The organism is Micromonospora sp. RHAY321 (assembly GCF_023896955.1).
In the GTDB taxonomy this organism is placed as follows: domain Bacteria; phylum Actinomycetota; class Actinomycetes; order Mycobacteriales; family Micromonosporaceae; genus Micromonospora.
The window spans coordinates 112,303-129,273 of the sequence record NZ_JAMHIW010000003.1 but is presented as its reverse complement, the minus strand read 5'-3'; the positions used below and the strand labels follow the sequence as shown (position 1 = coordinate 129,273).

Sequence of the window (16,971 nt, the reverse complement as noted above, 5' to 3'; positions counted from 1 at the left end):
GGACAGGTGGTCGGGTCGGTGGCCGAAGGGGCGGCGCGGAGCGTGGATCGCAGTGGCGGAGTGCCGCCTGCCGGCGACACGATCCAGATCGGCATCGCGGTGGACATCCCGGAGCCGTGGGGAGCCCAGCTCACCCGGCGGCGGGTCGAGGCCGGCGACCCGCTGGCCGTGCCCGCGCACGTGACGCTGCTCGGGCCGACCGAGATCCCGACGGCTGCTCTGCCGGCTGTCGAGCGGCACCTGGCGTCCGTCGCAGCCGCGCACCTGCCGTTCGCGCTGCACCTGCGGGGCACCGGCACGTTCCGTCCGGTGACCCAGGTGGTGTTCGTGGCGGTGGCCGCCGGGATCAGCGAGTGTGAGTTGCTGGCCGCCGCCATCGCCGCGGCGCCGGCCCTGCACCGAGAGGCCCGTTTCCCGTACCATCCGCACGTCACCGTGGCGCAGGACGTCGCACCGGAGGCGCTGGACAAGGTGTACGAGGACCTGGCCGACTTCTCCGCGATGTTCGAGGTCGACGCGTTCACCCTGTTCTCGCACAGCGGGCAGGCCCGGTGGCAGCCGCGTCGGGACTTCCGCCTCGGCGGCTGACCGGTCGGCGACGCGCCGGGCGGCGAGCACCGGGAGCGGGTTGCCCCAGCAGCGGCGGAAGATCGGCGAGGATGACGGCGTGAACGTGATCGGGTCGATCGAGGCGGGCCTCGACCGCTGGGTGGGCGCCGCGCGCTCCCGGTCGCGGCTCTTCGACCACGTGTGGCGGGCCGGCGCGCTCTACGCCGAGGTGCTGGCCGGGCGACTGGCCGCCGCGATCGCCTACTACGGCTTCTTCGCGGTGTTCGCCCTCGCGCTGGTCGCGTACTCGATCTTCGGCGCGATCCTGGAGGACAACGACGAGGTCAGCGCGGCGGCGGCGGGGTTCCTGAAGGAGAACCTGCCGTTCCTGGACGCGGAGCAGATCGCCAACTCCAGCGGCACGGTCGGCGTGGTCGGCCTGGTCATCCTGGTCTTCACCGGGATCGGCTGGGTGGAGGCGATCCGCTCCTCCCAGCGGTTGATGTACCGGCTCAACCAGCAGCCCGGAAACCTGGTGATCCGGCGGCTGGTCGACCTCGGCGTGATGATCGGCGTCTTCGTCCTGCTGGGTGTCTCGGTGGCAGCGGTGGACGCGCTGGAGTCGCTGCTGCGTTTCCTGCTGCGCAGCACCGGCTCGGTCGGCCTGACCACGATCAGCGCGGTGCTCAGCGTGCTGATCAACGCGGTGCTCGCGACCGCGCTGCTGGTCGCGGTGCCCCGGCTGCGGGTGAGCCGGTCCCGGCTGCGCCCGGTGGTGGTGCTGGTCGCGGTCGGCATCACGCTGCTCAACACGGTCGGGCGGTACTACGTGGTGCGCACCGAGCGGAACCCGGCGTACACCGTGGTGGCCGGCGCGGTCGGCCTGCTGCTCTACCTCTACCTGCTCAACCAGCTGGTGCTGTTCGGGGCGGCGCTGCTCGCGACCAGCTCGCGTGGGCGGGTGTTGGATCTGGCGGAGGGCGCCCCGCCGGCGGCGCCCGACGAGGGCACCGATCCCGGTACGCCGGGCGGTGCGGGCTGATGGCGGAAGGTGCGCAGATGACCATCTCGGTCGACCCGGACTCGTCGGTGCCCCCGTTCGAGCAGGTACGCGGGCAGCTCGCCGAGCTGATCGGTGACGGCCGGTTGCCGGTGGGCAGCCGCCTGCCCACCGTCCGGCAGCTCGCGGCCGACCTGCGGCTGGCGGCGAACACGGTGGCCCGGGCGTACCGGGAGTTGGAGGCGGCCGGGCTGCTGGAGACCCGGGGGCGCAACGGCACCTTCGTGGCCCCCGGCCGGGACGACGCCGTGGACCGGCTGCACCGGGCGGCGGCCACCTACGCGGCGGAGGCAGCCCGGCTCGGCGTGCCGCCCGCGACCGCGCTCGCCCTGGTCCGGGCCGCCCTGGACGCCGCCCGGCCCGGCTGACCGTAGCTGATCGGGTGCCGGACGGGCGGAAACTGAGCCGAACGGCGTCGGCGCTCGCGTTCGCGGACCATGATGAGCCCGTGGGCGCACTCATGACACTGGACCTGCCGGCCGACTCGCCGATGCTCGGCCTGCCGTGGATCATCACCTTCGGCCCGCTCGGTGACCTCGAAGAGTGGGAGCCGGTGGTCTGCGGGCCGTACGAGCGGCCGCACGCGTTGGCGCTGGCCGAGGCGGTGGTGGCCGACGAGCAGTTGATCGCCGTCGTGGAGCCGCTGCTGCCGGCGCTGTCGGCCGACGAGATCCGCAGCGAGATCGCCGCCGCGCAGGTCGCCGCCGAGGACGAGGAGCGTCAGGTCGAGGGGGCCGACCTGTACGGCGACTTCGAGGACGTGATCGACGAGGAGCTGGACGCCGCCGCCGACGAGGCGGGGCACGGTGAGCCGGCGGAGCCGCCGGACGAGGCCGAGGTACGCGCCGGCTTCACCCGCATCGCGGCGCTGCTCACCGCGAAGTGACTCTCCGTGCGGGGCCTGCCGGGTGACGGGATCAGCGGGTCGGCGCCGAGTCCAGTACGCAGAACTCGTTGCCCTCCGGGTCGGCGAGCACGGTGAACTGCTCGGTCCCGCTCTGACCGACGTCGACGTGCCGCGCGCCCAGCCCGATCAGCCGCCGCACCTCGGCCTGCGGGTCACCGTCGGCGACCAGGTCGAGGTGCAACCGGTTCTTGCCCCGCTTCTCCGTGCCGGAGCCCTGCAACCAGAAGGTCGGCGCGGCGGCGGAGGGCTGGCCCGGCGGCCAGAGCTTGGCGCTGCCGTCGTCGCCCTGCTCGACCTCGTAGCCGAGCGCCGCCGCCCAGAACGCGACCATCAGGTCCACGTCCTCGACGTCGATCGTGCACTGTGCCATCCGTACCACCATGGCGTCACCTCCACGCGACGGTTGCCCGTGCCGTACCCACGGCGGCGACGGTGCACACCTCGCGCAGACGGACACCGGCGCCACGCGGAGCGGACTCCACGCGGCGCCGGTGCCACCTCACCCCCCACCACAAGGGGCCGGTAGCCCAGTCGCCCGTCGGCGCGGGGCACGACGGACGACCAGGTTGGTGTCGGGTTACCCGCTCAACGCCGTTCCAACCAGGCTGCCGCGTCGACGGGCAGTACGTGGCCGGAGCCCTGCCCGGTGAGCGCCTCGCTGGCGACGATCGGTTCGCCGTACCCGTCGATCATGACCGGCGCGCCGCTGAGGTTGACCACGCAGGTCAGCACGGTCGCGCCAGCGGTGCGGGAGAAGGCCAGCACGCCCGGTCCGCTCTCCAGCCAGGTCACCCCGCCGGCGTCGGCCGCCAGCGCCGGGTGCTCGTGCCGGACCCGCAGCGCGGCCCGGTACAGCTCCAGCGTGGAGCCGGGTACGCCGCTCTGCGCGGCGACCGACAGGGCACGCCAGGTCGCCGGGGCGGGTAGCCAGCTCAGCTCGCTTCCCGCCGGCCCGAAGCCGTACGGGGCCAGCTCGCCGCTCCACGGGATGGGCACCCGGCACCCGTCCCGACTCTCGCCGGTGCGCAGGAACGCCGGGTCCTGGCGCAGCTCGTCGGGGAGGTCGAGCACCTCGGGCAGGCCCAGTTCCTCGCCCTGGTACAGGTAGGCGCACCCGGGCAGGGCGAGCATCAGCAGGCTGGCGGCGCGAGCTCGGCGCAGCCCTTCGGCGCCGTCGCCGTAGCGGGTGACGTGCCGCTGCTTGTCGTGGTTGGACAGCACCCAGGTGGTGGGCGCGCCGACCACGGTCGACTCGGCCAGCGCGGTGTCGATCACCTTGCGGAACGAGTCGGCCGACCAGGTGGCGTCGAGGAAGTCGAAGCTGAACGCCTGGTGCAGCTCGTCGGGGCCGATGTAGCGGGCCAGCCGCTGCGGGGTCTCGGCCCACGCCTCGGCGACGGCCATCCGGCCGCCGGGGTAGCTGTCCAGGATGGGCCGCCAGGCGCGGTAGATCTCGTGCACCTCGTCCTGGTCGAAGTAGGGCAGCCGGCCCTTGCCGAGCAGCTCGACCTGGCGCTGGCCGGTGGTCATCGTGTTGAACCCGACGTCCGGCAGCCCCTCGGCCTTGATCATGCCGTGGGCCACGTCGATCCGGAAGCCGTCCACGCCCCGGTCGAGCCAGAACCGCAGTACGTCCTCGAACTCGGCGCGTACCTCGGGGTGACGCCAGTTCAGGTCCGGCTGGGCGGGGTCGAACAGGTGCAGGTACCACTCGCCGTCGGCGACCCGCGTCCAGGCGGGGCCGCCGAAGATGCTCTCCCAGTCGTTCGGCGGCAGCTCGCCGTGCGCGCCGCGGCCGTCGGCGAAGAGGTAGCGGGCACGCTCCGGGGAGCCGGGGCCGGCGGCGAGGGCGGCGGTGAACCACCGGTGGTCGCTGGAGGTGTGGTTGGGGACCAGGTCGACGATGATCCGCAGGTTGAGGGCGTGCGCGTCGGCGATCATCGCGTCGAAGTCGCCGAGGGTGCCGAACATCGGGTCGACGTCCCGGTAGTCGGCGACGTCGTACCCGCCGTCGACCATGGGGGAGGTGTAGAAGGGGGTCAGCCAGAGCGCGTCCACCCCGAGATCGCGCAGGTACGGGAGGCGCTGCCGGATGCCCTGGAGGTCGCCGGTGCCGTCGCCGTCGCTGTCGGCGAAGCTGCGCACGTAGACCTGGTAGACGACCGCGGAGCGCCACCAGTCGTCGTCGGCGGTGCGGGGCGTGGTGGTGGTGCTGGCGGTCATGGGTGGCGTTCCCCGTCTGTCTCGGGCACGGTGCGGCGGCGGCACCCGGCGCGGCGGCGAGGGCCCCGCGCGGGGTGTCTGAGCAATATGCCGGCCGAGCGCTGCAAGAGTCAAGCAGTTCTTGCGCAAGGAAGGGCCGTCGTTGCGGCGGTGGTTGGCTCCTCAGGCGGCGGCGTGCGCCGCTCAGGCGGAAACGGCCAGCGCCGACGAGCCCGGCCGGTGCCGGTTGGACCCGCCCGCGCCCGGGCGCGCGCCGGCCGGGGCGACCGCGGTGGAGCCACGCACCACCAGCTCCGGGCGGAACAGGTACTCCGAGTGCGGGGCACCATGGCCGTTGATCTCGTCCACCAGCGCCCGGACCGCGGCCACCGCCATCGCGATGACCGGCTGCCGCATGGTGGTCAGCGGCGGGTCGGTGAACGCCATCAGCGGCGAGTCGTCGTACCCGACCACGGAGAGATCACCGGGGACGGACAGGCCGCGCTGGCGGGCCGCCCGTACCGCGCCGAGCGCCATCAGGTCGGACCCGCACACCACGCCGGTGACGCCTCGGTCCAGCAGGCGGCCGGCCGCGGCCTCGCCACCCTCCACACCGAACAGTGACAGCTCGGCCAGCGGGCCCAGGTCGGCCTCGGCGACGCCGGCCAACCGGGTCATGGCAGAGCGCCAGCCGGCCACCTTGCGCTGCACCGGCACGAAGCGGTCCGGGCCGGTGATCAGGCCGATCCGCCGGTGCCCGAGCGCGACCAGGTGGGCCACGGCCAGCTCGGCGGCCTCCCGGTCGTCGCAGGAGACGAAGGGGGCGCCGATGCCGGGGACGTACCCGTTGATCATCACGACGGGCAGCGGCCGGGCGATCAGGGCCCGGTAACGGTCGTGGTTGGCGGCGGTGTCGGCGTGCAGGCCGGAGACGAAGACGATCCCGGAGACCTGCCGGTCGAGCAGCATCTCCACGTACTCGTCCTCGGTGACGCCACCGGCGGTCTGCGTGCAGAGCACCGGGGTGAACCCGCTCTGCGCCAGGGTCGACTCGATGACCTGGGCGAAGGCGGGGAAGATCGGGTTGTCCAGCTCCGGCACCACCAGGCCGACCAGACCGGCGCTGCGCTTGCGCAGCCGGGCCGGTCGCTCGTAGCCGAGCACGTCGAGGGCGGTGAGGACGGCCTGCCGGGTCTCCGGGGCCACGCCGGGGCGGTCGTTGAGCACCCGCGACACCGTGGCCTCGCTGACTTCGGCCTGCTGGGCGATGTCGGACAGTCGAGCGCGCATGGCGGCACTTTAGCCCACCGGCAAGTTCTTGCGGGGCTCTCTGCAAGTGCTTCCATTATCTGCAACCTCTTGCTAACGTCCCGGCAACATGCGAGAGCAGCGGCGCAGCATCCCTGCGCCGGATGGCAAGAACTTCCAGAGGTTCCCACTGGCGGGCCGCCCTTCCCCCGGCGGACCCGCCATGACGACAGGAGTACCGATGCGCATCCGTACCGCGGGTGTGGTCGCCCTCTTCGCCCTGGCGCTCGCCGCCTCCGGGTGTGGTGGCGACAGCGACGAGCCGACCGCGAACCAGTCCCCCAAGGCCGCCGGCGGCAAGCTCGTCATCTGGGCCGACGACAAGCGCACCGCCGCCCTCAAGCCGTTCGCCGAGAAGTTCGGCAAGGAGAACGGCGTCACCGTCGAGGTCCAGGCCGTCAGCAAGGACCTGCAGACCAACTTCGTCACCGCCTCGCAGCAGGGCAGCGGCCCCGACGTGGTGGTCGGCGCGCACGACTGGATCGGCAACATGGTGCAGAACGGCGCCATCGACCCGGTCCAGCTGTCGGCCGAGCAGAAGAGCGCCTTCAACGAGACCGCCATCAAGGCCGTCACCTTCAACGGCCAGCTCTACGGCGTGCCGTACGCGCAGGAGAACCTGGCGCTGATCCGCAACACCGAGCTGGCCCCCGAGGCGCCGAAGACCATCGAGGACCTGGTCGCCCAGGGCAAGCAGCTCAAGGCGGCGAAGAAGACCACCGAGACGCTCTGCCTCCAGGTCGGCCAGAACGGCGACGCGTACCACATCTACCCGCTGTACAGCTCCGCCGGCGGCTACCTCTTCGGCACCGCCGCCAACGGCGACTACGACCCGAAGGACCTGGGCGTGGGCAAGCCGGCGTCGGTCGAGGCGTTCAAGAAGATCGGCGCGTTGGGCGAGAAGGGCGAGGGCGTGCTCAAGCGCTCCATCTCGGACACCAACTCGATCGCCACCTTCACCGGCAAGAAGTGCGCCTACCTGGTCTCCGGCCCGTGGGCGGTCGCCGACGTCAAGAAGGCCAACATCGCGTACGACATCTCCGCCATCCCCGGCTTCGCCGGCGGCAAGGAGGCGCAGCCGTTCGTGGGTGTGCAGGCGTTCTATGTCGCCGCCAAGGGCAAGAACAAGGCGCTGGCCCAGGAGTTCGTGGCCAACTACACCACCACGCCCGAGCTGGCCGTCGCGCTGTACAACGCCGAGCCCCGGCCGCCGGCGCTGACCGCCGCCCTCGACCAGGTCAAGGGCAGTGACCCGGACCTGGCCAAGTTCCAGGAGGCCGGCAGGAACGGCCAGGTGCTCCCGGCCATTCCGGCGATGGCCGCCATCTGGGACCCGTTCGGCAAGGCCGAGGCCGCCGTCATCGGTGGGGCCGACCCGAGCAGCACCATCACCGCCGCCGGCAAGACGATTTCCGGCCAGATCAAGTAATGAGTACGCCGCTGTCCGGCCCGGGGTCTGCCACGCAGGCCCCGGGCCGGGGGCCCGTCGGCTCCCGGCCCCCACGCTCCCGTGCCGCGCGTGACCACGCGCCGATCACCCTGACCGGCCTCGCCGGCAAGGTGCTCCTGCTCGGCCTGACCGCCGGTATCGCGGTCTGGGCGGCCTTCCCGCTCATCGACGGCCGGAACTGGGCCGGCCTGGCCCTGTTGGCGGCGACCACCGCCGGGCTGTTCTACCTCTACCTCACCCGCCGGCACATCCCGGCCAAGTACCTGGTCCCGGGCACCCTCTTCCTGATCGCCTTCCAGGTCTTCCCGGTGCTGTACACGGCCAGCACCGCCTTCACCAACTTCGGTGACGGGCACCGGGGCAGCAAGGACGAGGCGGTCGTCGCGATCCAGACCTCCTCGGTGACCCAGGTGCCCGGCTCCGCCGAGTACGCGCTGTCGATCGCCACCAAGGGCGACCCGGCCACCGGATCCCTGGTCTTCCTGGTCACCGACCCCGCCACCGGCACGGTCTCCGCAGGGGACACCGGCGGGCTGCGCCAGCTCGACGCCGCCGACGTCACGGTCGCCCCGGGTGGCAAGGTCACCGCCGCAGACGGCTACACCGTGCTCAACTTCGGCCAGGCCAGCGCCCGCAGCAAGGAGATCACCGATCTGGTGGTGCCGACCGCCGGCGGCGCGCTGCGCTCCAGCGGCCTGTCCCGCGCCTACGAGGGCAAGGCCGTGCGGGCGTACGACGCCGGCTGCGACTGTGTCCGCGACACCGGGACCGGGCAGACCTGGACCGCCGACAACGAGGTGGGCGCCTTCGTCGCCGCCGACGGCGAGCGCCTGGCCCAGGGTTGGAAGGTCAACGTCGGGCTGAGCAACTTCACCCGGGTGCTCACCGACGAGAACATCTCCGGCCCGTTCCTCGGCACCCTGATCTGGAACTTCGCCTTCGCCATCGCGTCCACCGGCGGGACGTTCCTGCTGGGCATGCTGATCGCGCTCGTGCTGCACTCGCCCCGGATGCGCGGCACCAACCTCTACCGGGTGCTGCTGGTCCTGCCGTACGCCATGCCGTCGTTCGCGATGCTGCTGGCCTGGCGGGACATGTTCAACGCCGACTTCGGCCTGATCAACAACATGTTCGGGCTGGACGTGGACTGGTTCGGCCAGCCGTGGACGGCACGCATGGCGGTCATCCTGGTGCAGCTCTGGCTCGGCTACCCGTACATGTTCCTGGTGGCCACCGGCGCGTTGCAGGCCATCCCGCGGGAGCTGACCGAGGCGACCTCGGTCGACGGGGCCTCGCCCTGGCAGTCCCTCCGCGCGGTCACCCTGCCACTGCTGCTGGTCGCGCTCTCCCCGCTGCTGATCTCGTCGTTCGCGTACAACTTCAACAACTTCAACGCGATCTACCTGACGACCGAGGGTGCGCCCTTCCCGGCCGACAACCCGACCAACGGCGCCACCGACCTGCTGATCACGTACACCTACCGGCTGGCCTTCGGTGGGCAGGGCGCGGAGTTCGGCTTCGCCGCCGCCATCTCGCTGTTCATCTTCGCCATCGTCGCGGTGGTCTCCACGGTCAGCTTCCGGCGGACCCGTAAGCAGGAGGAGGTGTACTCGTGACCACGCTCACCGGAGCCGCGCGTACCGGAGACGCGGCGGGCCGCCCGCCCGTGGCCAACCGCAACGTCACCGGACGGCGGCGCAACCGCTGGTTCGCCCAGGTCGGTTGGCGGCACCTGGTCGCCGTGCTCGGCGTCCTGTTCAGCCTCTTCCCGATCGTGTTCGTGCTCTCCGCCGCGCTCAACCCGCTCGGCACGCTCTCCACCACCGAGTTGGTGCCGACCGGCGGGGTGTCGCTGGGCAACTTCAGCGGGTTGTTCGAACGGACCGCGTTCGAGCGGTGGTTCCTCAACTCGCTGCTGATCGCCGGGGTGGCCTCGTTCGCGTCGGTGTTCCTGTCCGCGCTGGCCGCGTACGCGTTCTCCCGGATGCGGTTCCGCGGCCGGCGGGTGGGGCTGCTCTCGCTGCTGTTGATCCAGATGTTCCCGCAGTTCCTGGCGATCGTGGCGATCTACCTGATCTTCGGCACGATCACCGACCTGTGGCCGTCGATCGGCTTCAACACTCCCTGGGGGCTGCTGCTGCTCTACATGGGCGGCGCGCTCGGGGTGAACACCTGGCTGATGAAGGGCTTCTTCGACACCCTGCCCCGGGAACTCGACGAGTCGGCGACCATGGACGGCGCCTCGCACGCCCAGGTCTTCTTCCGCATCATGCTGCCGCTGGTGGCGCCAATCCTGGCGGTGACCGGGTTGCTGGCGTTCATCGGCACCATCAACGAGTTCCTGATGGCCAACGTGTTCCTCACCAGCAGCGACTCGAAGACCCTCGCGGTGGGCATGTACGGCCTGTTGCAGGGCAACGAGCGCAACAACAACTTCGGGATCTTCGCCGCCGGGACCCTGCTCACCGCGATCCCCACCGTGCTGGTCTTCCAACTGCTCCAGCGCTACATCGTCTCCGGGCTGACCGCCGGCGCGGTCAAGGGATAGCCAGTCGGGTCCGGCCACGGCTCGGCGGCACCCGCGACACCCTGCTCAACGCCTTTGCTCTGCTTCAACCCGCGCAACAGGCGGTGTCCGCTATCCGGACAGTGCCCGTTGCGTGGGCGTAAGCAGAGCAAAGGCGACAGGGGAGGGAGGCCGGCTGTCCGGGCACGGGCCGAACCCTCACGAGTACGTCCGAGAGGAAGAACTGCCGTGCAGCCGCACCACGACGGATCCCCGCTCCACGTCCCCCAGCAGGAGCCCACGCTGGGGGAGGTCGTCGACGTCTTCGTCCGGGTGCCGGCCGGCGGCGACGTGGGCCAGGTGCACGTGCGTACCACCGGCGACGGGGAGCCTCGCTTCCGCGAGGCCGCCGTGGACCGCACCGAGGGCGGGGACGTCTGGTGGCGGGCCGAGGTGCCGGCCCGTAACCCGGTGAGCAACTACCGTTTCCTGCTCTCCGGGCGGCGTGGTCCCCGGTGGCTGACGGCCGCCGGGCTGGTCGACCACGACGTGCCCGACCACGGTGACTTCAAGCTCGTCACCCACGCCGCGCCGCCGTCCTGGGCGCGGGACGCGGTGATCTACCAGATCTTCCCGGACCGGTTCGCCCGCTCCGCGGCGGCCGACACCCGGCCACTGCCGGACTGGGCGATTCCCTGCGACTGGGACACCCCGGTCGTCGGGCGCGGCCCGGAGACGCCGCACCAGTTCTACGGCGGCGACCTGGACGGGATCACCGAGCGGCTGGACCACCTGGACCGGCTCGGGGTGAACACCGTCTACCTGACCCCGATCTTCCCGGCCCGCTCCAACCACCGCTACGACGCCGCCAGCTTCGACCGGGTCGATCCGCTGCTCGGCGGGGACGCCGCGCTGGCCCGGCTCGCCGACGCGGTACGGGCCCGGGGCTGGCGGCTGCTCGGCGACATCACCAGCAACCACACCGGCGACGCGCACGACTGGTTCACCGCCGCATCCTCGAACGTGCGCGCGCCGGAACGGGAGCTGTACTACTTCGACGGGATCACCGGGGACTACGAGTCCTGGAACGGGGTCAAGTCGCTGCCGAAGCTGAACTGGGGCAGCGCCGAGCTGCGCCGCCGCTTCGCCACCGCCGACGACGCGGTGCTGCGCCGCTGGCTGCGACCGCCGTACGGGCTGGACGGGTGGCGGGTGGACGTGGCGAACATGACCGGCCGGCGGGGCGCCGACGCGTACACCCACGAGGTGGCGGCCCTGCTGCGCTCGGTGGTCGCCGGGGATCGGCCGGACGGCCTGCTGATGGCCGAGCACGGCCACGACCACACCGGCGACCTGGATCGCGACGGCTGGCACGGCACCATGAACTACGTCGGCTTCACCGACCCGGTGTGGTCCTGGCTGCGGCACGGCGACCAGCCGTTGCCGAACTTCCTCGGCACCCCCGGCGGGGTGCCACGGCGGGACGCGGACGCGGTGCTCGCCACCATGGACGCCTACCGGTCACTGATCTCCTGGCGCGCGTACACGCACTCCTGGCAACTGCTCGGCTCGCACGACTCGGCCCGGATCCGGACGGTGGTCGGCGACGCGGCCCGGCAGGAGGTGGCCGCCGGCCTGCTCGCCACCATGCCCGGCATCCCGATGATCTTCGCAGGCGACGAACTCGGCCTGACCGGCACGAACGGCGAGTCCTCGCGCACCCCGATGCCGTGGCACCGCCCGCGGAGCTGGGACGCCGGCACGCTCGCCGCGTACCGGGCGTTGATCGCGCTACGGCGGGGAGAGCCGGCGCTGCGCCACGGCGGGCTGCGCCGGTTGCACCACGACCCCGACACGCTCGTCTTCCTGCGCGAGGCGCCGACCGCGGCGGTCCTGGTGCTGGCCCGGCGGGCGGCCGGGGCGCCGGTGCGGCTCGCCGGACTGCCGGCCGCGGAGAACGTGTACGGCGGTGCCCCCGCGCTGCGGCCCGGCCCGGACGGCGCGCTGACCCTCCCCGGTGACGGGCCGACCTTCCAGGTCTGGCGGCTGTGCTGAACGCCGCCACCGGGAGCCCGGACGCGCCGAGCGCCCGGCCCCCTACTACAAACTGTCGTTGATGGGGGAGGATGGGCGGCGTGGAAGCACTGCGACTGACTCTCCTCTATGTCCATCTCATCGGGTTCGCCCTGCTGCTCGGCGGCTCCATCGCCCAGTACGTCAGCGGCCGGCTGCGGATCAACCAGGCCATGCTGTGGGGGTCCGTGATCGGTCTGCTGACCGGGCTCGGGCTCGCCGCGCCGCTGCGCGACGGTGACGAGCCGGCGCCGGCGAAACTTGTGACGAAGTTGGTGCTCGCGCTACTGATCTTCGTCATGGTCTTCTTCTCCCGGAAGCGGGACGTGGTCAACCGCGGCCACTTCCTCGCGATCGTCGGCCTGACCCTGGTCAACGCGGCGGTCGCGGTCTTTTGGCGGTAACGTCCGGGGAGGGGGCCGCCCCCCGGAAAACGGACTTTCGCGACGCCTCGTCGCTCGCCTACCACCACGAAGAGTGACTTGCCCCACGCAAGGGTTACACCCGGGTAACAGGCGCTCAACAGTCGTGCACGATTGTCGGCCGGTGGGTGGGCGCGGGCGTACGCTCCCGTCCGTAACGTGGGACAGCCGGCGGCACACCGCAGGTCGGCTGATGGGCTGCCACCGCACTAGGCGCGGTGAGCAATGGGAAGGAGACGTCTTGCGCTCGGTGCGTGGGATGCGGATCGCCTCGATCTTCGCGGTGGGTGGGCTCGTGCTCAGCGCCGCCGCGTGTGGCGAGGCCCCCGATGAAGACAACAACGCCGGCAGTGGCGCCAAGAAGTTCAGCGCCTGCATGGTGACCGACGTCGGCGGCATCGACGACAAGTCGTTCAACACCTCGGCCTGGAAGGGTCTGCAGGACGCCAAGGCCGCCAACAGCAACATCGACACCAAGTTCGTGGCGTCGAAGGCGGAGGCCGACTACGAGCCGAACCTGACGCAGTACGTCAACCAGAAGTGCGACTTCATCCTCGCGGTCGGTGGCCTGATGGCCAACGCCACCTCGAAGATCGCCAAGGCCAACCCGAACCAGGCGTTCGGCATCGTCGACGCCAACCCGGGTGACGCCAACGTCTACCCGATGCAGTTCGACACCGCGCAGGCCGCGTTCCAGGCCGGCTACCTGGCCGCCGGGATGAGCAAGTCCGGCAAGGTCGGCACCTACGGCGGCCTGCCGATCCCGCCGGTGACCATCTTCATGGACGGCTTCGTCGACGGCGTGGCGCACTACAACAAGACCAAGGGCAAGAACGTCCAGGCGCTGGGGTGGAACAAGGAGACCCAGAAGGGTTCCTTCACCAACGACTTCGCCAAGCAGGACGAGGGCAAGAAGGTCTCCGACGCGCTGGTCGCCCAGGGCGCCGACATCATCATGCCGGTCGCCGGTGGCTCCGGCCTCGGCACCACGTCCGCGGCCAAGGCCTCGGGCGGCAAGTACAGCACCATCTGGGTGGACGTCGACGGCTGCGAGAGCACCCCGGACTGCTCCGCGATCGTGACCACGGTCGTCAAGAACATCCCGGAGGCCGTCAAGGAGGCCGTGCTGAAGGCCGCCGGTGGCGAGAAGCTGCAGGCGAGCCCGGGCTTCGTCGGCACCCTGGCCAACAACGGTGTCTCGATCGCCCCGTACCACGACTTCGAGAGCAAGGTTCCGGCCGAGCTGAAGGCCGAGGTCGACAAGATCAAGGCGGACATCGCCGCTGGCACGATCACCGTCACCTCGAAGGCCCAGCCGACCAAGTGACGACCGGCCGATCCCTCCGGTGAGATCATCGGAAGGGTCGGCGGGGGACAGGTACGACCGATCCGGCCGCTCCGGCGCCGCGGGTTAACCACCCGCGGGGGCCGGAGCGGCCGATCGCGCGCCACGGTGACCGGGCCGGCCGGCCCGGTCGACGGCAGCTACGCTGCACCATCGCTCGCACTCCAGGAGGTTGCGCTGAGACTCGAACTGCGCGGCATCACCAAGAGATTCGGTGATCTGGTCGCCAACGACCACATCGACCTGACGGTGGAGCCTGGAGAGATTCACGCCCTGCTCGGCGAGAACGGCGCGGGCAAGTCGACCCTGATGAACGTCCTCTACGGGCTCTACCAGCCCGACGAGGGCGAGATCCTGGTCGACGGCAAGCCGCTGAAGCTGAAGGGCCCGTCCGACGCGATCGCCGCCGGGATCGGCATGGTGCACCAGCACTTCATGCTGGTGCCGGTCTTCACCGTGGCGGAGAACATCATGCTCGGCGCCGAGCAGGTCCGGGGCGGCATCGCCGGCTTCCTGGACCGGCGGCGTGCGCGGCGTGAGGTCGCCGAGGTGTCCGAGCGCTACAACCTGCGGGTCGACCCGGATGCGGTGATCGAGGACCTGCCGGTCGGCATCCAGCAGCGCGTCGAGATCGTCAAGGCGCTCACCCGTGACGTCGACCTGCTCATCCTCGACGAGCCGACCGCGGTGCTCACCCCGCAGGAGACCGAGGAGCTGCTGACGGTCATGCGGTCGCTCAAGGCGGCCGGCAAGTCGATCGTCTTCATCACCCACAAGCTCGGCGAGGTCAAGGCGATCGCCGACCGGATCACCGTGATCCGGCGCGGCAGGACCGTCGGCACCGCCTCGCCGGAGGCCAGCCGGGACGAGTTGGCCGCGCTGATGGTCGGGCGCAACGTCCGCCTCACCGTCGAGAAGTCCCCGGCCACGCCGGGTGAGCCGGTGCTGGAGGTGTCCGGGCTGGTCGTGGACGACGACCGGCAGATCCGGGCGGTCGACGGCGTGGACCTGACCGTGCGCGCGGGCGAGGTGCTCGGCGTGGCGGGCGTGCAGGGCAACGGCCAGACCGAGCTGATCGAGGCGATCATGGGCCTGCGCCCGGTACTCGCCGGCACGGTCAGCCTGGCCGGTGACCGGATCGACGGCTGGAGGACCAAGAAGGTGCTCCGCGCCGGCGTCGGGTACGTGCCCGAGGACCGCAGCGTGGACGGCCTGGTCAAGGAGTTCAGCGTCGCCGAGAACCTCGTGCTGGACATCTACGACCGGCCGCCGTTCGGCGCCGGGCTCGCGCTCAAGCCGGACGCGATCGCGTCGTCGGCGAAGGAGCGGATCGAGCAGTTCGACGTACGCACCTCATCGGCCGACGCGCCGGTGGGCACCCTCTCCGGCGGTAACCAGCAGAAGGTGATCGTGGCCCGGGAGCTGTCCCGGCCGCTGAAGCTCTTCATCGCCGCCCAACCGACCCGCGGCGTCGACGTCGGGTCGATCGAGTTCATCCACAGCCGGATCATCCACGAGCGGGACATCGGCACCGCCGTCATGGTGGTCTCCAGCGAACTCGACGAGGTCATCGGGCTGGCCGACCGGATCGCGGTGATGTACCGGGGCCGGATCATCGGCATCGTCGGCCCGGACACCCCGCGTGAGGAGATCGGCCTGCTGATGGCCGGCATCAGCCCGGACGCGCTTCCCGAGCGCGGTGCGGATGCCGCGCCGACCGACGGCGCGGCTACCGGCGGCACGGTGACCGACGGGGGCCCGGCGAGCGCCGCGCGCCCCGCGAGCGAGGACGAGGCATGAGCGACCCCAACCAGTCCGGTTCGCCGGACAAGGAACCGGCGAGCGAGGCGCAGGCCGCGCAGACCGCTCTCGGCAACACCGAGAAGGCCGAGCCGACCACCGGGCCGGGCCGATCGGCGCCGGAGTCGAAGCCCACGCTGGGCCGGCTGTTCCTGGACAACCTCTGGGCGGCCAACACCTTCACGGTGACCCTGCTGTCGCTGGTGCTGGCGATCGTGGTCGGCGCGATTCTGATGATCATTTCTGATCCGGAAGTGCTCTCCACCTACTCGTACATCACCTCCCGCCCGTCCGATGCGCTCAACTCCAGTTGGACGCTGGTCAGCGAGGCGTACGCGAACCTGTTCAAGGGCTCGATCTTCGACCCGGAGGCGTTCTCCGGCTGGCTGAACGGCGACAACGGCTGGCAGGCCGTGCTCGCGCCGATCTCCGAGACGCTCACCTACACGGCGCCGCTGGTCTTCACCGGCCTGTCCGTGGCGCTGGCCTTCCGCGGCGGCCTGTTCAACATCGGCGCCCAGGGCCAGGCCACCATCGGCGTGATCTTCGCGGCGCTGGCCGGTTTCCTGCTGCCGTTGCCGCCCGGCCTGCACCTGCTGGTGGCGGTGCTGGCCGGTGCTCTGGGCGGGGCGGTCTGGGGCTTCATCCCGGGCATCCTCAAGGCCCGTACCGGGGCACACGAGGTGATCAACACGATCATGCTCAACTACATCGCCACGTACTTCCTGACCTGGCTCATCGTGCAGAACGGCGTGCAGGACCCCACCCGCACCGACGCGATCAGCCGGGCGGTGGACAACTCCGCACAGCTGCCGCGACTGCTCGGCGACAACCTTCGGGTGCACGCCGGCATCCTGCTCGCCGTGCTGGCCACCTGGGCGGTCGCCTGGCTGCTCAACCGCTCCACCCTCGGCTTCGAGCTGCGCGCGGTCGGTGCCAACCCGGACGCCGCCCGCACCGCGGGTATCAGCGTCACCCGGACGTACGTCCTCATCATGGTCTTCGCCGGGGTCCTGGCCGGTCTCGGCGGCTCGAACATGGTGCTCGGCTCCACCGCGAGCGCGTTGACCCCGCTCGTGGTCGCGCAGATCGGCTTCGACGGCATCCTGGTGGCACTGCTCGGGCGGGTGAAGCCCTGGGGGGTGCTGCTGGCGGCGCTGCTGTTCGGCGCGCTCCAGGCCGGCGGCAACCGGATGCAGTCGTACTCGGGGATCTCGCTGGAGCTGGTCACGGTGCTCCAGGCGCTGATCGTCATCTTCATCGCAGCGCCGGCCCTGGTGAAGGCGATCTTCCAGCTCCGGGCCGCGCGTGCCGCCCGGTTGCAGACGAGCCTGGCGAAGGGCTGGTAA

Annotated in this window: 15 protein-coding genes; 12 read left to right on the top strand and 3 right to left on the bottom strand. The window is 71.2% G+C overall.

Annotated features, from left to right (window positions below; translation table 11 throughout):
• Positions 1 to 6 precede the first annotated feature (6 nt).
• From M8C17_RS08580 to M8C17_RS08565, 4 genes are all read left to right on the top strand, one after another.
• Positions 7 to 588 carry a 2'-5' RNA ligase family protein gene (locus M8C17_RS08580; protein WP_374557703.1) on the top strand — a complete coding sequence of 194 codons (582 nt, stop codon included), beginning with the start codon at positions 7 to 9 and terminating at the stop codon, positions 586 to 588.
• A gap of 79 nt (positions 589 to 667) precedes the next feature.
• Positions 668 to 1,591 carry a YhjD/YihY/BrkB family envelope integrity protein gene (locus M8C17_RS08575; RefSeq protein WP_252415873.1) on the top strand — a complete coding sequence of 308 codons (924 nt, stop codon included), beginning with the start codon at positions 668 to 670 and terminating at the stop codon, positions 1,589 to 1,591.
• Between the two features lie 17 nt (positions 1,592 to 1,608).
• On the top strand, positions 1,609 to 1,977 hold the full coding sequence (locus tag M8C17_RS08570) for a GntR family transcriptional regulator (RefSeq protein WP_252415872.1): 369 nt from the start codon (positions 1,609 to 1,611) through the stop codon (positions 1,975 to 1,977).
• An 80-nt stretch (positions 1,978 to 2,057) separates the two neighbouring features.
• Entirely contained in the window at positions 2,058 to 2,495 is a 438-nt protein-coding gene (locus tag M8C17_RS08565; protein WP_252415871.1) for a hypothetical protein, read from the top strand.
• A 31-nt stretch (positions 2,496 to 2,526) separates the two neighbouring features.
• On the opposite strand, the gene M8C17_RS08560 is transcribed toward M8C17_RS08565, so the two are convergent.
• From M8C17_RS08560 to M8C17_RS08550, 3 genes are all read right to left on the bottom strand, one after another.
• Complete coding sequence (locus tag M8C17_RS08560) at positions 2,527 to 2,886, bottom strand: VOC family protein (protein WP_252415870.1); 360 nt, start codon at positions 2,884 to 2,886, stop codon at positions 2,527 to 2,529.
• A gap of 215 nt (positions 2,887 to 3,101) precedes the next feature.
• Positions 3,102 to 4,739, bottom strand: a complete 1,638-nt coding sequence (locus M8C17_RS08555; protein ID WP_252415869.1) for a glycoside hydrolase family 13 protein — start codon at positions 4,737 to 4,739, stop codon at positions 3,102 to 3,104.
• A gap of 183 nt (positions 4,740 to 4,922) precedes the next feature.
• Positions 4,923 to 6,008: a LacI family DNA-binding transcriptional regulator gene (locus M8C17_RS08550; protein WP_252415868.1), complete on the bottom strand. Its 1,086-nt coding sequence runs from the start codon at positions 6,006 to 6,008 to the stop codon at positions 4,923 to 4,925.
• A gap of 199 nt (positions 6,009 to 6,207) precedes the next feature.
• On the opposite strand from M8C17_RS08550, the gene M8C17_RS08545 reads away from it, so the two are divergent.
• From M8C17_RS08545 to M8C17_RS08510, 8 genes are all read left to right on the top strand, one after another.
• On the top strand, positions 6,208 to 7,455 hold the full coding sequence (locus M8C17_RS08545) for a maltose ABC transporter substrate-binding protein (protein WP_252415867.1): 1,248 nt from the start codon (positions 6,208 to 6,210) through the stop codon (positions 7,453 to 7,455).
• Positions 7,455 to 9,092 carry an ABC transporter permease subunit gene (locus tag M8C17_RS08540; protein ID WP_252415866.1) on the top strand — a complete coding sequence of 546 codons (1,638 nt, stop codon included), beginning with the start codon at positions 7,455 to 7,457 and terminating at the stop codon, positions 9,090 to 9,092. The genes M8C17_RS08545 and M8C17_RS08540 overlap by 1 nt, the downstream gene beginning before the upstream one ends.
• Positions 9,093 to 9,142: 50 nt before the next feature.
• Positions 9,143 to 10,024: a sugar ABC transporter permease gene (locus M8C17_RS08535; protein ID WP_252416324.1), complete on the top strand. Its 882-nt coding sequence runs from the start codon at positions 9,143 to 9,145 to the stop codon at positions 10,022 to 10,024.
• A 207-nt stretch (positions 10,025 to 10,231) separates the two neighbouring features.
• Positions 10,232 to 12,037, top strand: coding sequence for a glycoside hydrolase family 13 protein (locus M8C17_RS08530; protein ID WP_252415865.1), 1,806 nt, complete (start codon positions 10,232 to 10,234; stop codon positions 12,035 to 12,037).
• 80 nt (positions 12,038 to 12,117) lie between these two features.
• A complete protein-coding gene (locus M8C17_RS08525) occupies positions 12,118 to 12,459 on the top strand; it encodes a hypothetical protein (protein ID WP_252415864.1) in 342 nt (113 codons plus the stop codon).
• A 277-nt stretch (positions 12,460 to 12,736) separates the two neighbouring features.
• On the top strand, positions 12,737 to 13,804 hold the full coding sequence (locus M8C17_RS08520) for a BMP family protein (protein ID WP_252416323.1): 1,068 nt from the start codon (positions 12,737 to 12,739) through the stop codon (positions 13,802 to 13,804).
• A 126-nt stretch (positions 13,805 to 13,930) separates the two neighbouring features.
• Complete coding sequence (locus M8C17_RS08515) at positions 13,931 to 15,622, top strand: ABC transporter ATP-binding protein (RefSeq protein WP_308209388.1); 1,692 nt, start codon at positions 13,931 to 13,933, stop codon at positions 15,620 to 15,622.
• The gene (locus M8C17_RS08510; RefSeq protein ID WP_252415863.1) at positions 15,619 to 16,971 is read left to right on the top strand and encodes an ABC transporter permease; all 1,353 of its coding nucleotides are present in this window, start codon (positions 15,619 to 15,621) and stop codon (positions 16,969 to 16,971) included. Before M8C17_RS08515 ends, M8C17_RS08510 begins: the two co-directional genes overlap by 4 nt.

Bases quoted from the DNA above. Each gene is read 5' to 3' on its own strand.
- M8C17_RS08570 (WP_252415872.1), top strand. From the start codon at position 1,609: ATGACCATCTCGGTCGACCCGGACTCGTCGGTGCCCCCGTTCGAGCAG.
- M8C17_RS08560 (WP_252415870.1), bottom strand. From the start codon at position 2,886: ATGGCACAGTGCACGATCGACGTCGAGGACGTGGACCTGATGGTCGCG.
- M8C17_RS08555 (WP_252415869.1), bottom strand. From the start codon at position 4,739: ATGACCGCCAGCACCACCACCACGCCCCGCACCGCCGACGACGACTGG.
- M8C17_RS08550 (WP_252415868.1), bottom strand. From the start codon at position 6,008: ATGCGCGCTCGACTGTCCGACATCGCCCAGCAGGCCGAAGTCAGCGAG.
- M8C17_RS08545 (WP_252415867.1), top strand. From the start codon at position 6,208: ATGCGCATCCGTACCGCGGGTGTGGTCGCCCTCTTCGCCCTGGCGCTC.
- M8C17_RS08540 (WP_252415866.1), top strand. From the start codon at position 7,455: ATGAGTACGCCGCTGTCCGGCCCGGGGTCTGCCACGCAGGCCCCGGGC.
- M8C17_RS08520 (WP_252416323.1), top strand. From the start codon at position 12,737: ATGCGGATCGCCTCGATCTTCGCGGTGGGTGGGCTCGTGCTCAGCGCC.
- M8C17_RS08510 (WP_252415863.1), top strand. From the start codon at position 15,619: ATGAGCGACCCCAACCAGTCCGGTTCGCCGGACAAGGAACCGGCGAGC.